The organism is Streptomyces sp. B8-7, assembly GCF_058833805.1.
The window spans coordinates 1-13,103 of record NZ_JBYRRL010000002.1; the positions used below are offsets into that span (position 1 = coordinate 1).

Below are 13,103 nucleotides of genomic sequence, written 5' to 3' on the forward strand. Positions count from 1 at the left end.
GATTTTCAGTGATCTTCTAGCTAGGGGTGCCCGGCGGTGCACGGCGGGGGGGTGTCCCGCGCCGAGCCGCCCCCGCAGCCCCGCACGCCCCGAGGCATATCCGCCCACAAGCACCCCCACCCTCCCCTTCCGTACCGATGACTGCGTGACCGGTCCCTCGCAGCCGGTGCGCCCCCGTAGGATGGACGGCATGGCCAAGACCAGTACGACGACCCAGGGGCTGCGTGCGGCGATCGAACGCAGCGGCTACTACCCGGCCCTCGTGGCCGAGGCGGTGGAGGCCGCCGTGGGCGGCGAGCCCGTCCGGTCGTACCTGGTCCACCAGGAGACCACGTTCGACCAGAACGAGGTCCGCCGGCACGTCACCGTGCTCGTCCTGACCGGCAACCGCTTCATCGTCAGCCACACCGACGAGCAGGCCGCCGACAGCACCTCCCCGACGCCGTACGCCACCACCTCCACCGAGTCGGTCAAGCTCGACCGGATCTCCTCGGTGGTCGTCAGCCGCGTCGTGGCCAACCCCGAGCAGTACGCCCCGGGCACCCTGCCGCGCGAGGTCGTGCTGACCATCGGCTGGGGCGCCGTCGCCCGGCTCGACCTGGAGCCCGCCGCCTGCGGCGACCCCAACTGCGACGCCGACCACGGCTACACCGGCAGCTCCACGGCCGACGACCTCAGCCTGCGCGTCAGCGAGGCCGGGGACGGCCCCGAGACCGTGCGCCAGGCGCTCGTCTTCGCCCAGGCCATCTCCGAGGCCACCGCGGACACCGCCCGCTGATGTCCCACCCGTCTCCCGCCCACGACCGCGACCGGTCCGCTTCCGTACCTCCCGGCTCCCCCTGGCCCTATCCGGAGCCCCTGGCCGTCGGCTCCGCACCGGTGCCCGCGTACGGCAGCGGCTCCCTCGCCGACCTGCTGCCCACGCTCGCGGCGGGCATGGGCGTGCCCGGCACGACCGCCGCCATCCCCGAGCTGGCCCCCGCCGACCGCGCCTGCGTGTTCCTGATCGACGGCCTCGGCTGGGAGCAGCTGGCGGCGCACCCCGGTGAAGCCCCCTTCATGGCGTCGCTGCTGGCCCGCTCCCGCGGCGGCACCGGGCGCCCGATCACGGCCGGCTACCCGGCCACCACCGCCACCTCGCTCGCCTCCGTCGGCACCGGCCTGCCGCCCGGCGCGCACGGCCTGCCCGGCTACACCGTGCGCAACCCGGACACCGGCGAGCTGATGAACCAGCTCCGCTGGCAGCCGTGGACCGCGCCGGGCCCCTGGCAGCCGTACCCCACCGTGTTCCAGCTCGCCCACGACGCCGGTGTGCACGCCGCGCAGGTGTCGTCCCCGGCCTTCCGGAACACCCCGCTCACCCAGGTCGCGTTGAGCGGCGGCACCTTCCACGGGCGGCTCACCGGTGAGGAGCGGGTCGACTGCGCGGCCGAGCAGCTGGCCGCCGCCGACCGCGCCCTGGTCTACACGTACTACGCCGAACTCGACGGCGCCGGGCACCGCTACGGCGTCGCCTCCGACACCTGGCGCGGCCAGCTGATGTACGTCGACCGGCTCGTGCAGCGCCTCGCCGAGCAGCTCCCGTCGCGCAGCACGCTCTACGTCACCGCCGACCACGGCATGATCGACGTGCCCTTCGGCGAGCCGCACCGCATCGACTTCGACGAGGACTGGGAGCTCCAGGCCGGCGTCACCCTGCTCGGCGGCGAAGGCCGCGCCCGGCATGTCTACGCGCTGCCCGGCGCCGAGAACGACGTCCTCACCTGCTGGCGCGAGGTGCTCGGCGAGCAGTTCTGGGTGGCCTCGCGGGACGAGGCGATCGCGGCGGGCTGGTTCGGCCCGCGGATCGACGAGCGGGTGTACGCCCGGATCGGCGACGTCGTCGCGGCGGCCCGGGACGACGTCCTGATCATCGCCTCCGAGCGGGAGCCGAAAGAGTCCGCGATGGTCGGCAACCACGGCTCGATGACCCCGGCCGAGCAGCTCGTGCCCCTCCTCGAAGTCCGCACCTGACCCCTGCCGCACCCGACCGTGTTCCCGTCACCGTCCCCGTCACCGTCGCCCTCACCGTCCCCGTCACTGTTCCCAGCGCCGTTCCCAGCGCCGTTCCCAGCGCCGTTCCCGGCGCCGTTCCCGGCGCCGTTCCCGGCGCCGTTTCCGATCCGTCGCCGCTCCTGACCCGCCGCCGTCCCCTGCCCCACACCGGCCCCACCGAAAGGCGCTCATCTCCCCATGCCCGAGCTGGTGTTCTTCTCCGGAACCATGGACTGCGGGAAGTCGACACTCGCTCTGCAGATCGAGCACAACCGCTCCGCGCGCGGCCTCCGGGGCGTCATCCTCAGCCGCGACGACCGGGCGGGCAAGGGCAGGCTGTCCTCGCGCCTGGGCCTGGTGACGGACGCGGTGGAGGTCACCGACGGCATGGACCTCTACGGGTACCTCGTCGACGTGCTCTCGCAGAGCGGCCGCGCGGACTACGTGATCGCCGACGAGGCGCAGTTCCTGGCGGAGGAGCAGATCGACCAGCTCGCCCGCGTGGTCGACGACCTGGGCCTGGACGTGTACGCCTTCGGTATCACCACCGACTTCCGCTCCAAGCTGTTCCCCGGCTCGCAGCGGCTCGTCGAACTCGCCGACCGGGTCGAGGTCCTCCAGGTGGAGGCGCTGTGCTGGTGCGGCGCCCGCGCCACGCACAACGCCCGCACCGTCGGCGGGGAGATGGTCGTGGAAGGCGCCCAGGTGGTCGTCGGCGACGTCAACCGGTCCGCCGACGAGATCGGCTACGAGGTCCTGTGCCGCCGCCACCACCGCCGCCGTATGACGGCGGCCGCCGCCCGCGCGGCCGCGCTCTCCCCGGACGTGCTCCCGGTGCAGTCGGTCTGACCGGCGGCCGTCCGGGCCGCCTCCTCCGGCGCCCCGGCCTGCTGGCGGCCCGGCCTGCTGGCGCCCCGACGGCGCCGGCTGTCCCGCCCGCCCGGCCGACCGCCGCGCAGGAGCCCGGGCTCAGGCGCTGCTGCTGTGGATCAGGGCGAAGCGGGCACCCTCCGGGTCGGTCACCGTCGCCACCCGGCCCCACGGTCCGTCGTGCGCCGGGGCGAGAACCTGTCCGCCGAGGGCGGCGAGCCGGGTGAGGGCCTCGTCGACGTCGGCGACCTCGAAGTACGTCAGCCAGTGCGGGCCGCGGTCCCTGGGCAGTGCCGGGCCGAGGCCGCGGATGTTGACGACCGGGCGGCCCTCCAGCAGCAGGGTCACGTCGTCGTCCGCGGCCGCCGGGTCCGCGGGGCGGCGCTCGAAGCCGAAGACGTTCTCGTAGAACTTGAGGACGCCCGCGGACTCGAAGGTCAGCAGCTCGTTCCAGGCAGGGGTGCCCGGCAGGCCGGTGGCCGTCATACCGAGGTGCGCGGCCGCCTGCCAGATGCCGAACACCGCGCCCGCCGGGTCCGAACCGATGGCGAGGCGCCCGGCCTCCGCCGCGTCCAGCGGGCCCACCCCCACGGTGCCGCCGCACAGCCGGACGGTGTCGGCCGTCTGGTCCGCGTCGTCCGAGGCCAGATACGGCGTCCAGGCGATGGGCAGCTGCCGGTCCGGGGGCAGCTGCCCGATGCCGGCCACCTCCTGACCGTCCAGCACGGCCCGTACGTACGGTCCGAGTTGCTGCGGTCCCGGCTGGAACTCCCAGCCGAACAGGGCCCCGTAGAACTCCTGGGTCGAGGGCAGCCCGTGCGCCATCAGGCTCACCCAGCAGGGCGTGCCGGGCGTGTACCGGGCGTGTGCTGCGCCGTGCCGGCCGGCCGAACCCCGTGCCTCGGTCATCGTCACTCTCTCCTCGGCCCCTTCGCGGTGGCCGTGTCGCCTTCGCTCTGCGGTGTCCCGGTGCCGATGCTCGCACCACCCGTGGTGCGGTGCGCCTCGGGCGCGCCGCCGCGCTGCGGGCCGGGGAGCCGCCGCCACGCCGGAGAGTGCCCGGCGTGACGTTTCCCGGCCGTTACGGTGCGATGGCCGACGGGTGGAGATCGGCTGTACAGCATGTGCCCGGTCCCGTACGTCCGGTGACCGAGCAGGCCCGGCGGAGCAGAGTAGCCGGACCTGGACGCCGCGGCCACCCCGTGCGCGAGGATGGTGGCCATGAACGCCATCATCTCCGCACCCGAACTCGGCAGCGCACTGACGGGCGGGAACCCGCCGGCCGTGCTCGACGTCCGCTGGCAGCTCAGCACGGCCAAGGCCGCGGGCGAACCGCCCTTCGACGGCCGCGCCGCGTACGCCGCCGGGCACATCCCCGGTGCCGTGTACGTCGACCTGGACCGGGAGCTGGCCTCCGAGCCGGGCCCGGGCGGCCGTCATCCGCTCCCGGACGTGGGGGACTTCGGTGCCGCGATGCGCCGGGCGGGCGTGTCGTCCGCGCGGCCGGTGGTGGTGTACGACGGCGGGCGCGGCTGGGGAGCCGCCCGGGCCTGGTGGCTGCTGCGGTGGACCGGTCACCCCGACGTGCGTGTCCTGGACGGCGGGTTGCCTGCCTGGGCGGGGCCGCTGTCGACGGGTGAGCACACGCCCGCAGCGGGCGACTTCCGGCCGGACACCGGCGGCGTGGGCCTGCTCGACGCGGACACGGCCGCCGAACTCGCCCGCTCCGGTGTGCTGTTCGACGCCCGGGCCGGTGAACGCTACCGGGGCGAGAGCGAGCCGATCGACCCGGTCGGGGGACACATCCCCGGCGCCGTGTCCGCCCCGACCGACGACAACGTCGCGCAGGACGGCCGGTTCCTGCCCGCGGAGGTCCTCCGGCGGCGCTTCGAGTCGCTCGGCGCCACGGACGGCACCCGGGTCGGCGTCTACTGCGGTTCGGGGGTCTCCGGGGCCCACGAGGTGCTCGCCCTCGCCGTGGCCGGCATCCCGGCGTCCCTGTACGTCGGTTCGTGGTCGGAGTGGTCGGCCGACCCGTCCCGGCCGGTGGCGGTGGGTCCGGACCCGCAGTAGCCGGGCGCGGCACCCCGTCCGGCCGGCCCCGCTTCGGGCCTGCCCGCCTTCGGCAGGCCCGCGTCGCGTGCGGTCGCCGCGGCCCCCGGCCGCACGGGTCCGGACCGTCGGTCGCGGGCTTCCGCCACGCGTCCCGGGCCGGTTGCGCGCGGGCGCTACTCCTGCTTCTTGCGGCGTGTGCCGAAGACGATCTCGTCCCAGCTGGGGACCGCGGCGCGGCGGCCCGGGCGGACGCCGTCGGCTTCGGCCTGCCGGTCGGTGGCGCCGACGAGGCGGTCCCGGTGGCTGCCGACGGAGCGGGGCATGAGGACGTCGGCGTACGCGGACCCGGCCGAGGCCGCGGGGGCGGGCGGCTCCTCCGCGACGGGCTCGTCGACCGGTTCCTCGGCGGGTTCCGCCGGACGCTCGGGCACCACCAGGTCGCCGCGGAAGCTCGGCACCGCCTCCAGCAGGCTGGTCAGCGAGTCCCGTTCGCCCGTGCTCTCCTCGGCGGACTCCGCCGCCGCGGGCAGGCTCGGCCGCTCGCGGTCGGGGGTGCGCTCCAGCGCACGGTCGCGGGGCAGCCGGGCGATCCGCGGCACGAACGGGAAACTGGGCTCCGGCGCGCCGAGGTCGTCGGACTCGCCGATCAGTGAGCGCGCCTCGGAGTCGACGGCCTGCACGAGCCGCCGGGGCGGGTCGTAGGTCCAGCTCGCCGAGTGGGGCTCGCCGGCGACCCGGTAGACCAGCAGCACCTCCCAGGTGCCGTCGTCGCGGCGCCAGGAGTCCCACTGGACGGTGTCCTTCTCGGCGCCGCGCAGCAGCAGCCGCTCCTGGACGGCCTCGCCGAGCGGCGGGCCGGAGTTCTCGCCGGGGCGGCGTACGGGGGTCTTCCGGGCTCGTTCGGCCATGAAGGCGCGCTCGGCGAGCACCGGGCCCTCGAACCGCCGCACGCGGTCGACGGGGATGCCGGCCATCTGGGCGACCTCTTCCGCGGTCGCACCGGCGCGTATCCGCGCCTGGATGTCGCGGGGGCGGAGGTGGCTCTCCACCTCGATCTCGATCTGGCCGAGGCGGGGACGGTCGCCGCGCACGGCGGCGCGGAGCCGTTCGTCGATCGGAAGCGTGTACTCCGTACTGTCCGCAGCCTTCAGCACCAGCCGTGTGCCGTCATTGGAGACGGCCACGACACGCAGTTCGGGCATGGGGACCTCCCGGGTGGTGCCTGCCGACGTCACGTGCGTCGCTGCTTCCGCTAGTCGAGTGTGGCCTGCCCGGGTGCAGCCTGCCACAACCTTGCCGAGTTGCCCGGCGTGTCGGGCGCGGGCCCTGGGCCGCCGTTATGGCACGGTTACCTGTTCGCAACGCTAAGTGACCAACTCCGTCACCCTGTGCAACAAGCCTCCTCCCGGCGGTTCTTGAAGGTTCCGGACATGCTGGCAGGAGGCCGGGCCCAGGGTTCGCAACAGTACTCCATTCGGGCCATCTCCGTGGATGGGCACGCCGCCCGACTTCCCCCTGGAGAGGGGTGGCGGGGCGCCTTGACCGGATTTCCTGATCTTGTGCGTGGCGTACTTCACGTCATCGACAGAAACGGAACCATCCGTTTCGTCCGTACGTCCCCCTCTCGTACAGTCCGTCGGTCAAGTGCGGGAATGGGAGGCGGGATCCAGGAATGCGTGAAAGGCCCGACAGCCCCGAAGGCTCCGACAGCCCTGGCGGCTCCGGCAGCTCCGGCGTGCCCGTGGGCTCCGGCGGCGGAGTCCGGCCGACGGCCGGGGAGGCAGGCCCACCGAGTGCCGGGGAGGAGGCGGGACGCCGGCGCCTCGACCTGAGCGTGCCGCAGGTCGCGGGCAGTGCGGTGGCCGCGGTGGTCGCGGCCAAACTGGCCTCCTCCTTCGGGGTGTACGGCACGATCCTGGGCGCCGGTGTCGTGAGCGTCGTCGCCACCTGCGGCGGCAGCGTCTTCCAGCACTTCTTCACGCGTACGGGTGAGCAGTTCCGCGGCGCGACGGCGGGCGGGCGCGGCCCTGAGCCGCAGACGCCCCCCGCCCCGGGCGAGTACGGCGCGGCGACCGTGCACCGCGCCCGGATCCGCAGCTGGCGGCGGCCCGTGATCGCCGCGGCGGTGGTCTTCGGCGTCACCATGGCCGGCATCACCGTGTACGAGGCGATGTCCGGCAGCAGCTTCAGCGGCGGCACGGGCACCACCGTCGGCGACGCGTTCACCGGACACGGCGCGGGCTCCTCGGACACCCCGGACGGGCCGGCCGGCCCCGGAGACGGTGCCGGATCCGGCGGGAGCGGCGGGGGATCCGGCGACGGCACCGCCACCCCCGGGTCCGGCGGTACCCCCTCGGACGGTCCGTCGGACCCGTCCGCCCCGGACGGCGGCGGCACCCCCGGCTCCGGCGGCGACGGCGGCAGCTCCGGCGAGCCGACACCCGCACCGGGCGAGAGCACCGGTGGCGACGGCAGTGGCGACGGCAGCGGCGACGGCGGTGCCGACGGCGGTAGCGGCGACGGCGGTGGCGACGGCGGCGGTGGCGACGGCGGTGGCGACGGCGGCGGGACCCCCGGCACCGCTCCCGGGAGCTCTACGACCCCAGAACCCGGCGCAGATAGCCGTTCTGGAACAGCCGCTGCGGATCCAGCCGGTCCCGCAGCGCGGTGAACTCCGCGAAGCGCGGGTACACCCGCGCGAGGTACTCCGCGTCACGCGTGTGCACCTTGCCCCAGTGGGGCCGGCCCTCGTGCGCGGTGAAGACGCGCTCGGCGGCGGTGAAGTACGCCTGGTAGGGCGTGCCGCGGAACATGTGGACGGCGATGTACGCGCTGTCCCGGCCCGAGGCCGTGGACAGCGTGATGTCGTCGGCCGGCGCCGTGCGCACCTCGACGGGGAAGCTGACCCGCAGCGCCGAACGCTCCACCATGGCCCTCAGTTCGCGCAGCGTGTCCACCAGTGCCTCGCGCGGGACGGCGTACTCCATCTCCACGAACCGCACCCGGCGCGGGGACGTGAAGACCTTGTAGGGGATGTCGGTGTAGGTGCGCGACGACAGCGCGGTGCTGGAGATCCGGGCGATCGCGGGCACGGCGCGCGGCGCGGCCCGGCCGATCCACTGGGCGGCCTGGAAGACCCCGTTGGACAGGAACTCGTCCTCGAACCAGCCCGCGAGCGGACCCACCGGCCGCTCCGGGCCCACGCCGCGGTTGTTCCGCTTGGTGTTGGTGTTGCCGGTGTGCGGGAACCAGTAGAACTCGAAGTGCTCGTTCTCCGCCCACAGCTGGTCGAACTCGGCGAGCACACGGTCCAGCGGCATCGGCTCCTCGCGGGCGTCGAGCAGGAAGAGCGGCTCCACGGCGAAGGTGATGGCGGTGACGACGCCGAGGGCGCCCAGACCGATCCGGGCGGCGGCGAAGACGTCCGGGTTCTCCGTCTGCGAGCAGGTGAGCACCGAGCCGTCGGCCAGGACCAGTTCCAGCCCCCTGATCTGGGCGGCTATGGAGGCCGAGGTGCGGCCCGTGCCGTGGGTGCCGGTGCCGGTGGCGCCGGACACCGTCTGCTCCATGATGTCGCCCATGTTGGTGAGGGACAGCCCCTCCCGCGCCAGCGCCAGGTTGAGTCTCCTGAGCGGAGTGCCCGCCTCCACCGTGACCGTCATGGCGGCACGGTCGATGGCGCGGATGCCCGTCAACAGGTGAGGGCGGATCAACACGCCGTCGGTGGCGGCGATCGACGTGAAGGAGTGCCCGGTGCCGACGGGTTTCACCTTCAGCCCCTGCCGCGCCGCCGAGCGCACCACGGCGGCCACTTCCTCGACCGAGGCGGGTGCCGCCTCCCGCGCGGGGCGTGCGCTCACATTGCCGCCCCAGTTACGCCATGTGCCGTTCTTCCCGCTCGCTGTGCTGCTCAACGGTGCCTCCCCGACCCGGAGCCGGCCTGCCGAGCCGGCGGTAGCCAAGGAAACCCACCGTGACCGCGACGGCCCCGGCGAGGACCGGGACCCCGTACCCGGCGCGTGCGCCCGAGGCGTCGATCACCCAGCCGGCGGCCGACGAGCCCAGCGCGATCCCGACCGCGAGGCCGGTGCTCACCCAGGTCATGCCCTCGGTCAGCTGCGCACGGGGTACGTGCTGCTCGATCAGGGACATGGTGGTGATCATCGTGGGAGCGACCGCCAGACCCGCCGCGAACAGCGCCACGGCCAGAAACGGCAAGTTTCCGACCAGTAGGAGGGGGATCATACTCACGGCCATCGCACACACGCCCAGCAGCCACCGGAGCTCCGGGGCCCCCACCGGCCGCAGCAGCCCGAAGACCGCCCCCGCGGCACAGGATCCCGCCGCGTACAGCGCGAGGACGACACTCGCCGCCGCCTTGTGGCCGTGCTCCTCCGCGAAGGCCACGGTCACGACGTCGACCGCGCCGAAGATCGTGCCGGTGGCCGTGAACGTGGCGGCCAGCACCCGCAGTCCGGCCGAGCGCAGGGCCGTCCCGCCGCCCCGGTGCCCGCGCGGATGCGGAGCGGGCTCCGTCGCGCGCTGCGCGGTCAGCCAGAACACCCCGGCCGCCAGGAACGCCCCGGCCAGCAGCGGCCCCGCCTCCGGGAACCACACGGTGGACAGCCCGATCGAGACGATCGGCCCGAAGACGAAGCAGACCTCGTCCACCACCGACTCGAAGGAGTACGCGGTGTGCAGCCGCTCGGTGCCCCGGTACAGCGCCGCCCAGCGGGCCCGCACCATCGCGCCGACGCTCGGTACGCAGCCGATGCCGACACACGCCGCGAACAGCACCTGGTCCGGCCACCCGTAGTGGGCCGCGCACAGCAGGACGGCCGCCGCCGCGAGCGACAGCAGCGTCGCCGGGCGCAGCACCCGTCGCTGGCCGTGCCGGTCCACCAGGCGGGAGACCTGGGGCCCGGCGACCGCCGCGGACAGCGCGATGGTCGCCGACAGCGCTCCGGCCAGGCCGTACCTCCCGGTCAGCTGGGACACCATGGTCACCACGCCGATGCCCATCATCGACACGGGCATGCGGCCCAGGAAGCCCGCCGCGGCGAAGCCCTTGGTGCCGGGGGCGGCGAACAGGGCGCGATAGGGGCTGGGCACGGGGCACTCCGGGAGGGCTCGGTCGGGCTCGGGGCGGGGCGGGACGACGGCTGGGACGAACGCGGGGCGGGGCTCAGGGGGGGGGCGGGACTCGGGGCGGGACTCGGGGCAGGGCTCGGGGCCGGCCGCCGGCCCCGGACCGCGCGCGCCGCGGAGTGTGTGAAGCCGGTAAGGCGCGAAAGCAGCCGATACAGATTACGAGCCGCGGCGGCGCCGCGCACCTCGATTCCGGTGCCTCCGCGGGCCGGGCCGTCCGCCTCCGCGGGCCGGGCCGTCCGCCTCCGCGGGCCGGGCCGTCCGTCTTCGCGGCCGGGCCGTCCGTCCCGGCCGTTTCCCCGGTTGCCCGCACCGGGTGGCAGGATCGGAGTCATGCCAGACGCGCGTGATGCCAGCCCGTACGACGCCCTGCTCCTGCTCTCCTTCGGCGGCCCCGAAGGACCGGACGACGTGGTCCCGTTCCTGGAGAACGTGACCCGGGGACGGGGCATCCCCAAGGAACGCCTCAAGGAGGTCGGGCAGCACTACTTCCTCTTCGGCGGCGTCAGCCCGATCAACGACCAGAACCGCGCCCTGCTCGACGCGCTGCGCAAGGACTTCGCCGACCACGGCCTGGACCTGCCGGTGTACTGGGGCAACCGCAACTGGGCCCCGTACCTGACCGACACCCTGCGCGAGATGGCCGCCGACGGCCGGCGCCGCGTCCTCGTCCTCGCCACCAGCGCCTACGCCTCGTACTCCGGCTGCCGCCAGTACCGGGAGAACCTCGCCGACGCGCTGGCCGCGCTGGAGGGCGAGGGCATCGAGCCGCCCCGCGTCGACAAGCTGCGCCACTACTTCAACCACCCCGGCTTCGTCGAGCCCATGACCGAGGGTGTGCTGCGCTCCCTGGACGAGCTCGGGCCGGACGTCCGGGACGGCGCCCACCTCGCGTTCACCACCCACTCGATCCCCACGGCCGCGGCGGACACCTCCGGCCCCGCCGAGGGGCACGGCGACGGCGGCGCGTACGTCCGGCAGCACCTGGACGTCGCCCGGCTGATCGCGGACGCCGTCCGGGAGCGCACCGGCGTCGACCACCCCTGGCAGCTCGTGTACCAGTCCCGCTCGGGCGCCCCGCACATCCCGTGGCTGGAACCGGACATCTGCGACCACCTCCAGGAGCGGCACGCCGCCGGGGTGCCGGCCGTCGTCATGGCCCCCATCGGCTTCGTCTCCGACCACATGGAGGTCCTCTACGACCTCGACACCGAGGCCCTGGCCAAGGCCGCCGAGCTGGGGCTTCCGGTACGCCGCTCGGCGACCGTGGGCGCCGACCCGCGGTTCGCCGCCGCCGTCCGCGACCTGGTGCTCGAACGCGCCGCCGTCGAGCGCGGCCAGGACGCCACGCCCTGCGTCCTCGGCACCCTGGGCCCCGGCCACCACCTGTGCCCGGTCGGCTGCTGCCCGGCCCGCACCCCCCGTCCGGCGGCCGCGGGCGCCGACAGCCCCTACGCCTGAGGAGCGACGTGACCGACCCCCTGCACACCGACCTGCTGCGGCTCGCCCAGGAGGCCGCGCGCCGGGCCGGCGCCCTGCTGCGCGACGGCCGCCCCGCCGAGCTCGCGGTGGCCGCCACCAAGTCCAGCCCGATCGACGTCGTCACCGAGATGGACATCGCGGCGGAGAAGCTGATCACCGGCTACCTCTCCGAGCACCGCCCCGAGGACGGGTTCCTCGGCGAGGAGGGTGCCTCCAGCCGGGGCAGCTCCGGCGTCCGCTGGGTGATCGACCCCCTGGACGGCACCGTCAACTACCTGTACGGGCTTCCCACCTGGTCCGTGTCGGTCGCCGCCGAGCAGGACGGCGAGACCGTCGTCGGCGTCGTCGCCGTCCCGATGCGCGGCGAGACCCACAGTGCGGTGCGCGGCCGGGGCGCCTTCGCCACCGGGCCCCGGGAGGGCGAGCGGGCCCTCGTCTGCCGTCCGGCGCCGCCGCTGGCCGAGGCGCTGGTCTCCACCGGCTTCAACTACGTCGCCGAGGTCCGCGCCCACCAGGCCGAGGTCGCCCACCGGCTGATCCCCCTGCTGCGGGACATCCGGCGCGGCGGATCGGCCGCGGTGGACCTGTGTGACGTGGCCGCCGGACGCCTCGACGGCTACTACGAGCGCGGCCTCAACGCCTGGGACTACGCCGCGGGCGACCTGATCGCCCGGGAGGCGGGCGCGCTGACCGGTGGACGGCCCGGAGAGCGCCCCTCACGCGACCTCACCGTCGCCGGTACGCCGGGCGTCTTCGAGCCCCTCCAGCGCCTCCTGGAGGACTTCGGCGCCTGGCACGACTGACGGGCGCCCGCGCCGCCGCCCCGGGCGACGGACCCGCGCGGACCCCGGCCCCCACGCGACAGCGGCAGGCCCCCGGTGCTGGATTCACCGGGGGCCTGCCGTCGTACCGGGTGCGCGCGTCAGGCGCTCTGGGCGCCGACCTCCACACCGTGTTCGGCCGCCAGGCGGCGCAGGTCGTCGAGCTCGCCCTGCTCCACCTCGACGAGGAAGTCGTCGCCCTCGTCAAGGGCCCGCGTCAGGTCGGACTCGGTCGCCTTTATGCGCTGCAGAAGTCCTGCGGTGAATGCGTCCATGCTGCGCCCCCTCGTCCTGGGTCGTGGGTCGGTGGCACGGGGGTGTGCCGGATGGGAAGGCGCGATCACGTCTCCGGCGGATGCCCGGCCTTCCGCGCCGGGCGGCTACGGTGCCGGACCTCCGCGCCCACTCTGCGGCAAGCGGATCGATGTGTACCGCATGGTGTTGCGGCACAAGCAGAGCGTGATCGCGGGGTGTAGACCGTCCTCCCCCCGGTTTCTTCCGCGGAAACCTCAACCGCGCGAGAAAATCTGGCATTCCCGGCCCGGCCGACCGCCGTCCGCGGCCGCGCCACCTCCCGCTCACCTCGCCTTACCTCCGACTTACGGCCGAAAAGGGCAGGATGGAGGTCAACACACCCCATCACCCCCTGCCCGCGCGCGCTCCGCTACGCGGGTGGACCGAGGGAACACAGGA

The 13,103-nt window shown here is 74.5% G+C and carries 12 protein-coding genes; 7 read left to right on the forward strand and 5 right to left on the reverse strand.

The features are described from left to right. The first annotated feature begins 190 nt into the window (after positions 1-190). From AC5K6T_RS09150 to AC5K6T_RS09160, 3 genes are all read left to right on the forward strand, one after another. On the forward strand, positions 191-778 hold the full coding sequence (locus tag AC5K6T_RS09150) for a DUF5998 family protein (RefSeq protein WP_493207443.1): 588 nt from the start codon (positions 191-193) through the stop codon (positions 776-778). Then, positions 778-2,013: an alkaline phosphatase family protein gene (locus tag AC5K6T_RS09155; RefSeq protein ID WP_493207445.1), complete on the forward strand. Its 1,236-nt coding sequence runs from the start codon at positions 778-780 to the stop codon at positions 2,011-2,013. The genes AC5K6T_RS09150 and AC5K6T_RS09155 overlap by 1 nt, the downstream gene beginning before the upstream one ends. 219 nt (positions 2,014-2,232) lie before the next feature. Further along, the gene (locus AC5K6T_RS09160; protein WP_493207446.1) at positions 2,233-2,883 is read left to right on the forward strand and encodes a thymidine kinase; all 651 of its coding nucleotides are present in this window, start codon (positions 2,233-2,235) and stop codon (positions 2,881-2,883) included. A gap of 120 nt (positions 2,884-3,003) precedes the next feature. On the opposite strand, the gene AC5K6T_RS09165 is transcribed toward AC5K6T_RS09160, so the two are convergent. Beyond that, positions 3,004-3,813: a VOC family protein gene (locus AC5K6T_RS09165; protein WP_493207448.1), complete on the reverse strand. Its 810-nt coding sequence runs from the start codon at positions 3,811-3,813 to the stop codon at positions 3,004-3,006. A gap of 312 nt (positions 3,814-4,125) precedes the next feature. On the opposite strand from AC5K6T_RS09165, the gene AC5K6T_RS09170 reads away from it, so the two are divergent. Next, complete coding sequence (locus tag AC5K6T_RS09170; protein WP_493207450.1) at positions 4,126-4,977, forward strand: sulfurtransferase; 852 nt, start codon at positions 4,126-4,128, stop codon at positions 4,975-4,977. 155 nt (positions 4,978-5,132) lie between these two features. On the opposite strand, the gene sepH is transcribed toward AC5K6T_RS09170, so the two are convergent. Continuing rightward, a complete protein-coding gene (gene sepH, locus AC5K6T_RS09175) occupies positions 5,133-6,161 on the reverse strand; it encodes a septation protein SepH (RefSeq protein WP_493207452.1) in 1,029 nt (342 codons plus the stop codon). A 470-nt stretch (positions 6,162-6,631) separates the two neighbouring features. Between sepH and AC5K6T_RS09180 the strand changes: the two genes are divergently transcribed. Continuing rightward, the gene (locus AC5K6T_RS09180) at positions 6,632-7,630 is read left to right on the forward strand and encodes a hypothetical protein (protein ID WP_493207454.1); all 999 of its coding nucleotides are present in this window, start codon (positions 6,632-6,634) and stop codon (positions 7,628-7,630) included. Here AC5K6T_RS09180 and AC5K6T_RS09185 read toward each other — a convergent pair. Both AC5K6T_RS09185 and AC5K6T_RS09190 read right to left on the reverse strand, forming a co-directional pair. After that, positions 7,554-8,873, reverse strand: coding sequence for a D-arabinono-1,4-lactone oxidase (locus AC5K6T_RS09185; RefSeq protein ID WP_493207456.1), 1,320 nt, complete (start codon positions 8,871-8,873; stop codon positions 7,554-7,556). The two genes, AC5K6T_RS09180 and AC5K6T_RS09185, sit on opposite strands and share 77 nt — an antisense overlap. Beyond that, a complete protein-coding gene (locus AC5K6T_RS09190; protein WP_493207457.1) occupies positions 8,833-10,071 on the reverse strand; it encodes an MFS transporter in 1,239 nt (412 codons plus the stop codon). The genes AC5K6T_RS09185 and AC5K6T_RS09190 overlap by 41 nt, the downstream gene beginning before the upstream one ends. Before the next feature lie 369 nt (positions 10,072-10,440). Here AC5K6T_RS09190 and AC5K6T_RS09195 point away from each other — a divergent pair, with 369 nt between their 5' ends. After that, on the forward strand, positions 10,441-11,568 hold the full coding sequence (locus AC5K6T_RS09195) for a ferrochelatase (protein WP_493207458.1): 1,128 nt from the start codon (positions 10,441-10,443) through the stop codon (positions 11,566-11,568). A gap of 8 nt (positions 11,569-11,576) precedes the next feature. After that, on the forward strand, positions 11,577-12,392 hold the full coding sequence (locus tag AC5K6T_RS09200) for an inositol monophosphatase family protein (protein WP_493207459.1): 816 nt from the start codon (positions 11,577-11,579) through the stop codon (positions 12,390-12,392). Between the two features lie 119 nt (positions 12,393-12,511). Here AC5K6T_RS09200 and AC5K6T_RS09205 read toward each other — a convergent pair whose 3' ends face one another. Beyond that, positions 12,512-12,685, reverse strand: coding sequence for a hypothetical protein (locus tag AC5K6T_RS09205; RefSeq protein WP_493207461.1), 174 nt, complete (start codon positions 12,683-12,685; stop codon positions 12,512-12,514). Positions 12,686-13,103 lie beyond the last annotated feature (418 nt).

Coding starts and splice junctions, on each gene's coding strand:
- AC5K6T_RS09195 (WP_493207458.1), top strand. CDS start 10,441: ATGCCAGACGCGCGTGATGCCAGCCCGTACGACGCCCTGCTCCTGCTC.
- AC5K6T_RS09205 (WP_493207461.1), bottom strand. CDS start 12,685: ATGGACGCATTCACCGCAGGACTTCTGCAGCGCATAAAGGCGACCGAG.
- sepH (WP_493207452.1), bottom strand. CDS start 6,161: ATGCCCGAACTGCGTGTCGTGGCCGTCTCCAATGACGGCACACGGCTG.
- AC5K6T_RS09155 (WP_493207445.1), top strand. CDS start 778: ATGTCCCACCCGTCTCCCGCCCACGACCGCGACCGGTCCGCTTCCGTA.
- AC5K6T_RS09150 (WP_493207443.1), top strand. CDS start 191: ATGGCCAAGACCAGTACGACGACCCAGGGGCTGCGTGCGGCGATCGAA.
- AC5K6T_RS09170 (WP_493207450.1), top strand. CDS start 4,126: ATGAACGCCATCATCTCCGCACCCGAACTCGGCAGCGCACTGACGGGC.
- AC5K6T_RS09165 (WP_493207448.1), bottom strand. CDS start 3,813: ATGACCGAGGCACGGGGTTCGGCCGGCCGGCACGGCGCAGCACACGCC.
- AC5K6T_RS09160 (WP_493207446.1), top strand. CDS start 2,233: ATGCCCGAGCTGGTGTTCTTCTCCGGAACCATGGACTGCGGGAAGTCG.
- AC5K6T_RS09180 (WP_493207454.1), top strand. CDS start 6,632: ATGCGTGAAAGGCCCGACAGCCCCGAAGGCTCCGACAGCCCTGGCGGC.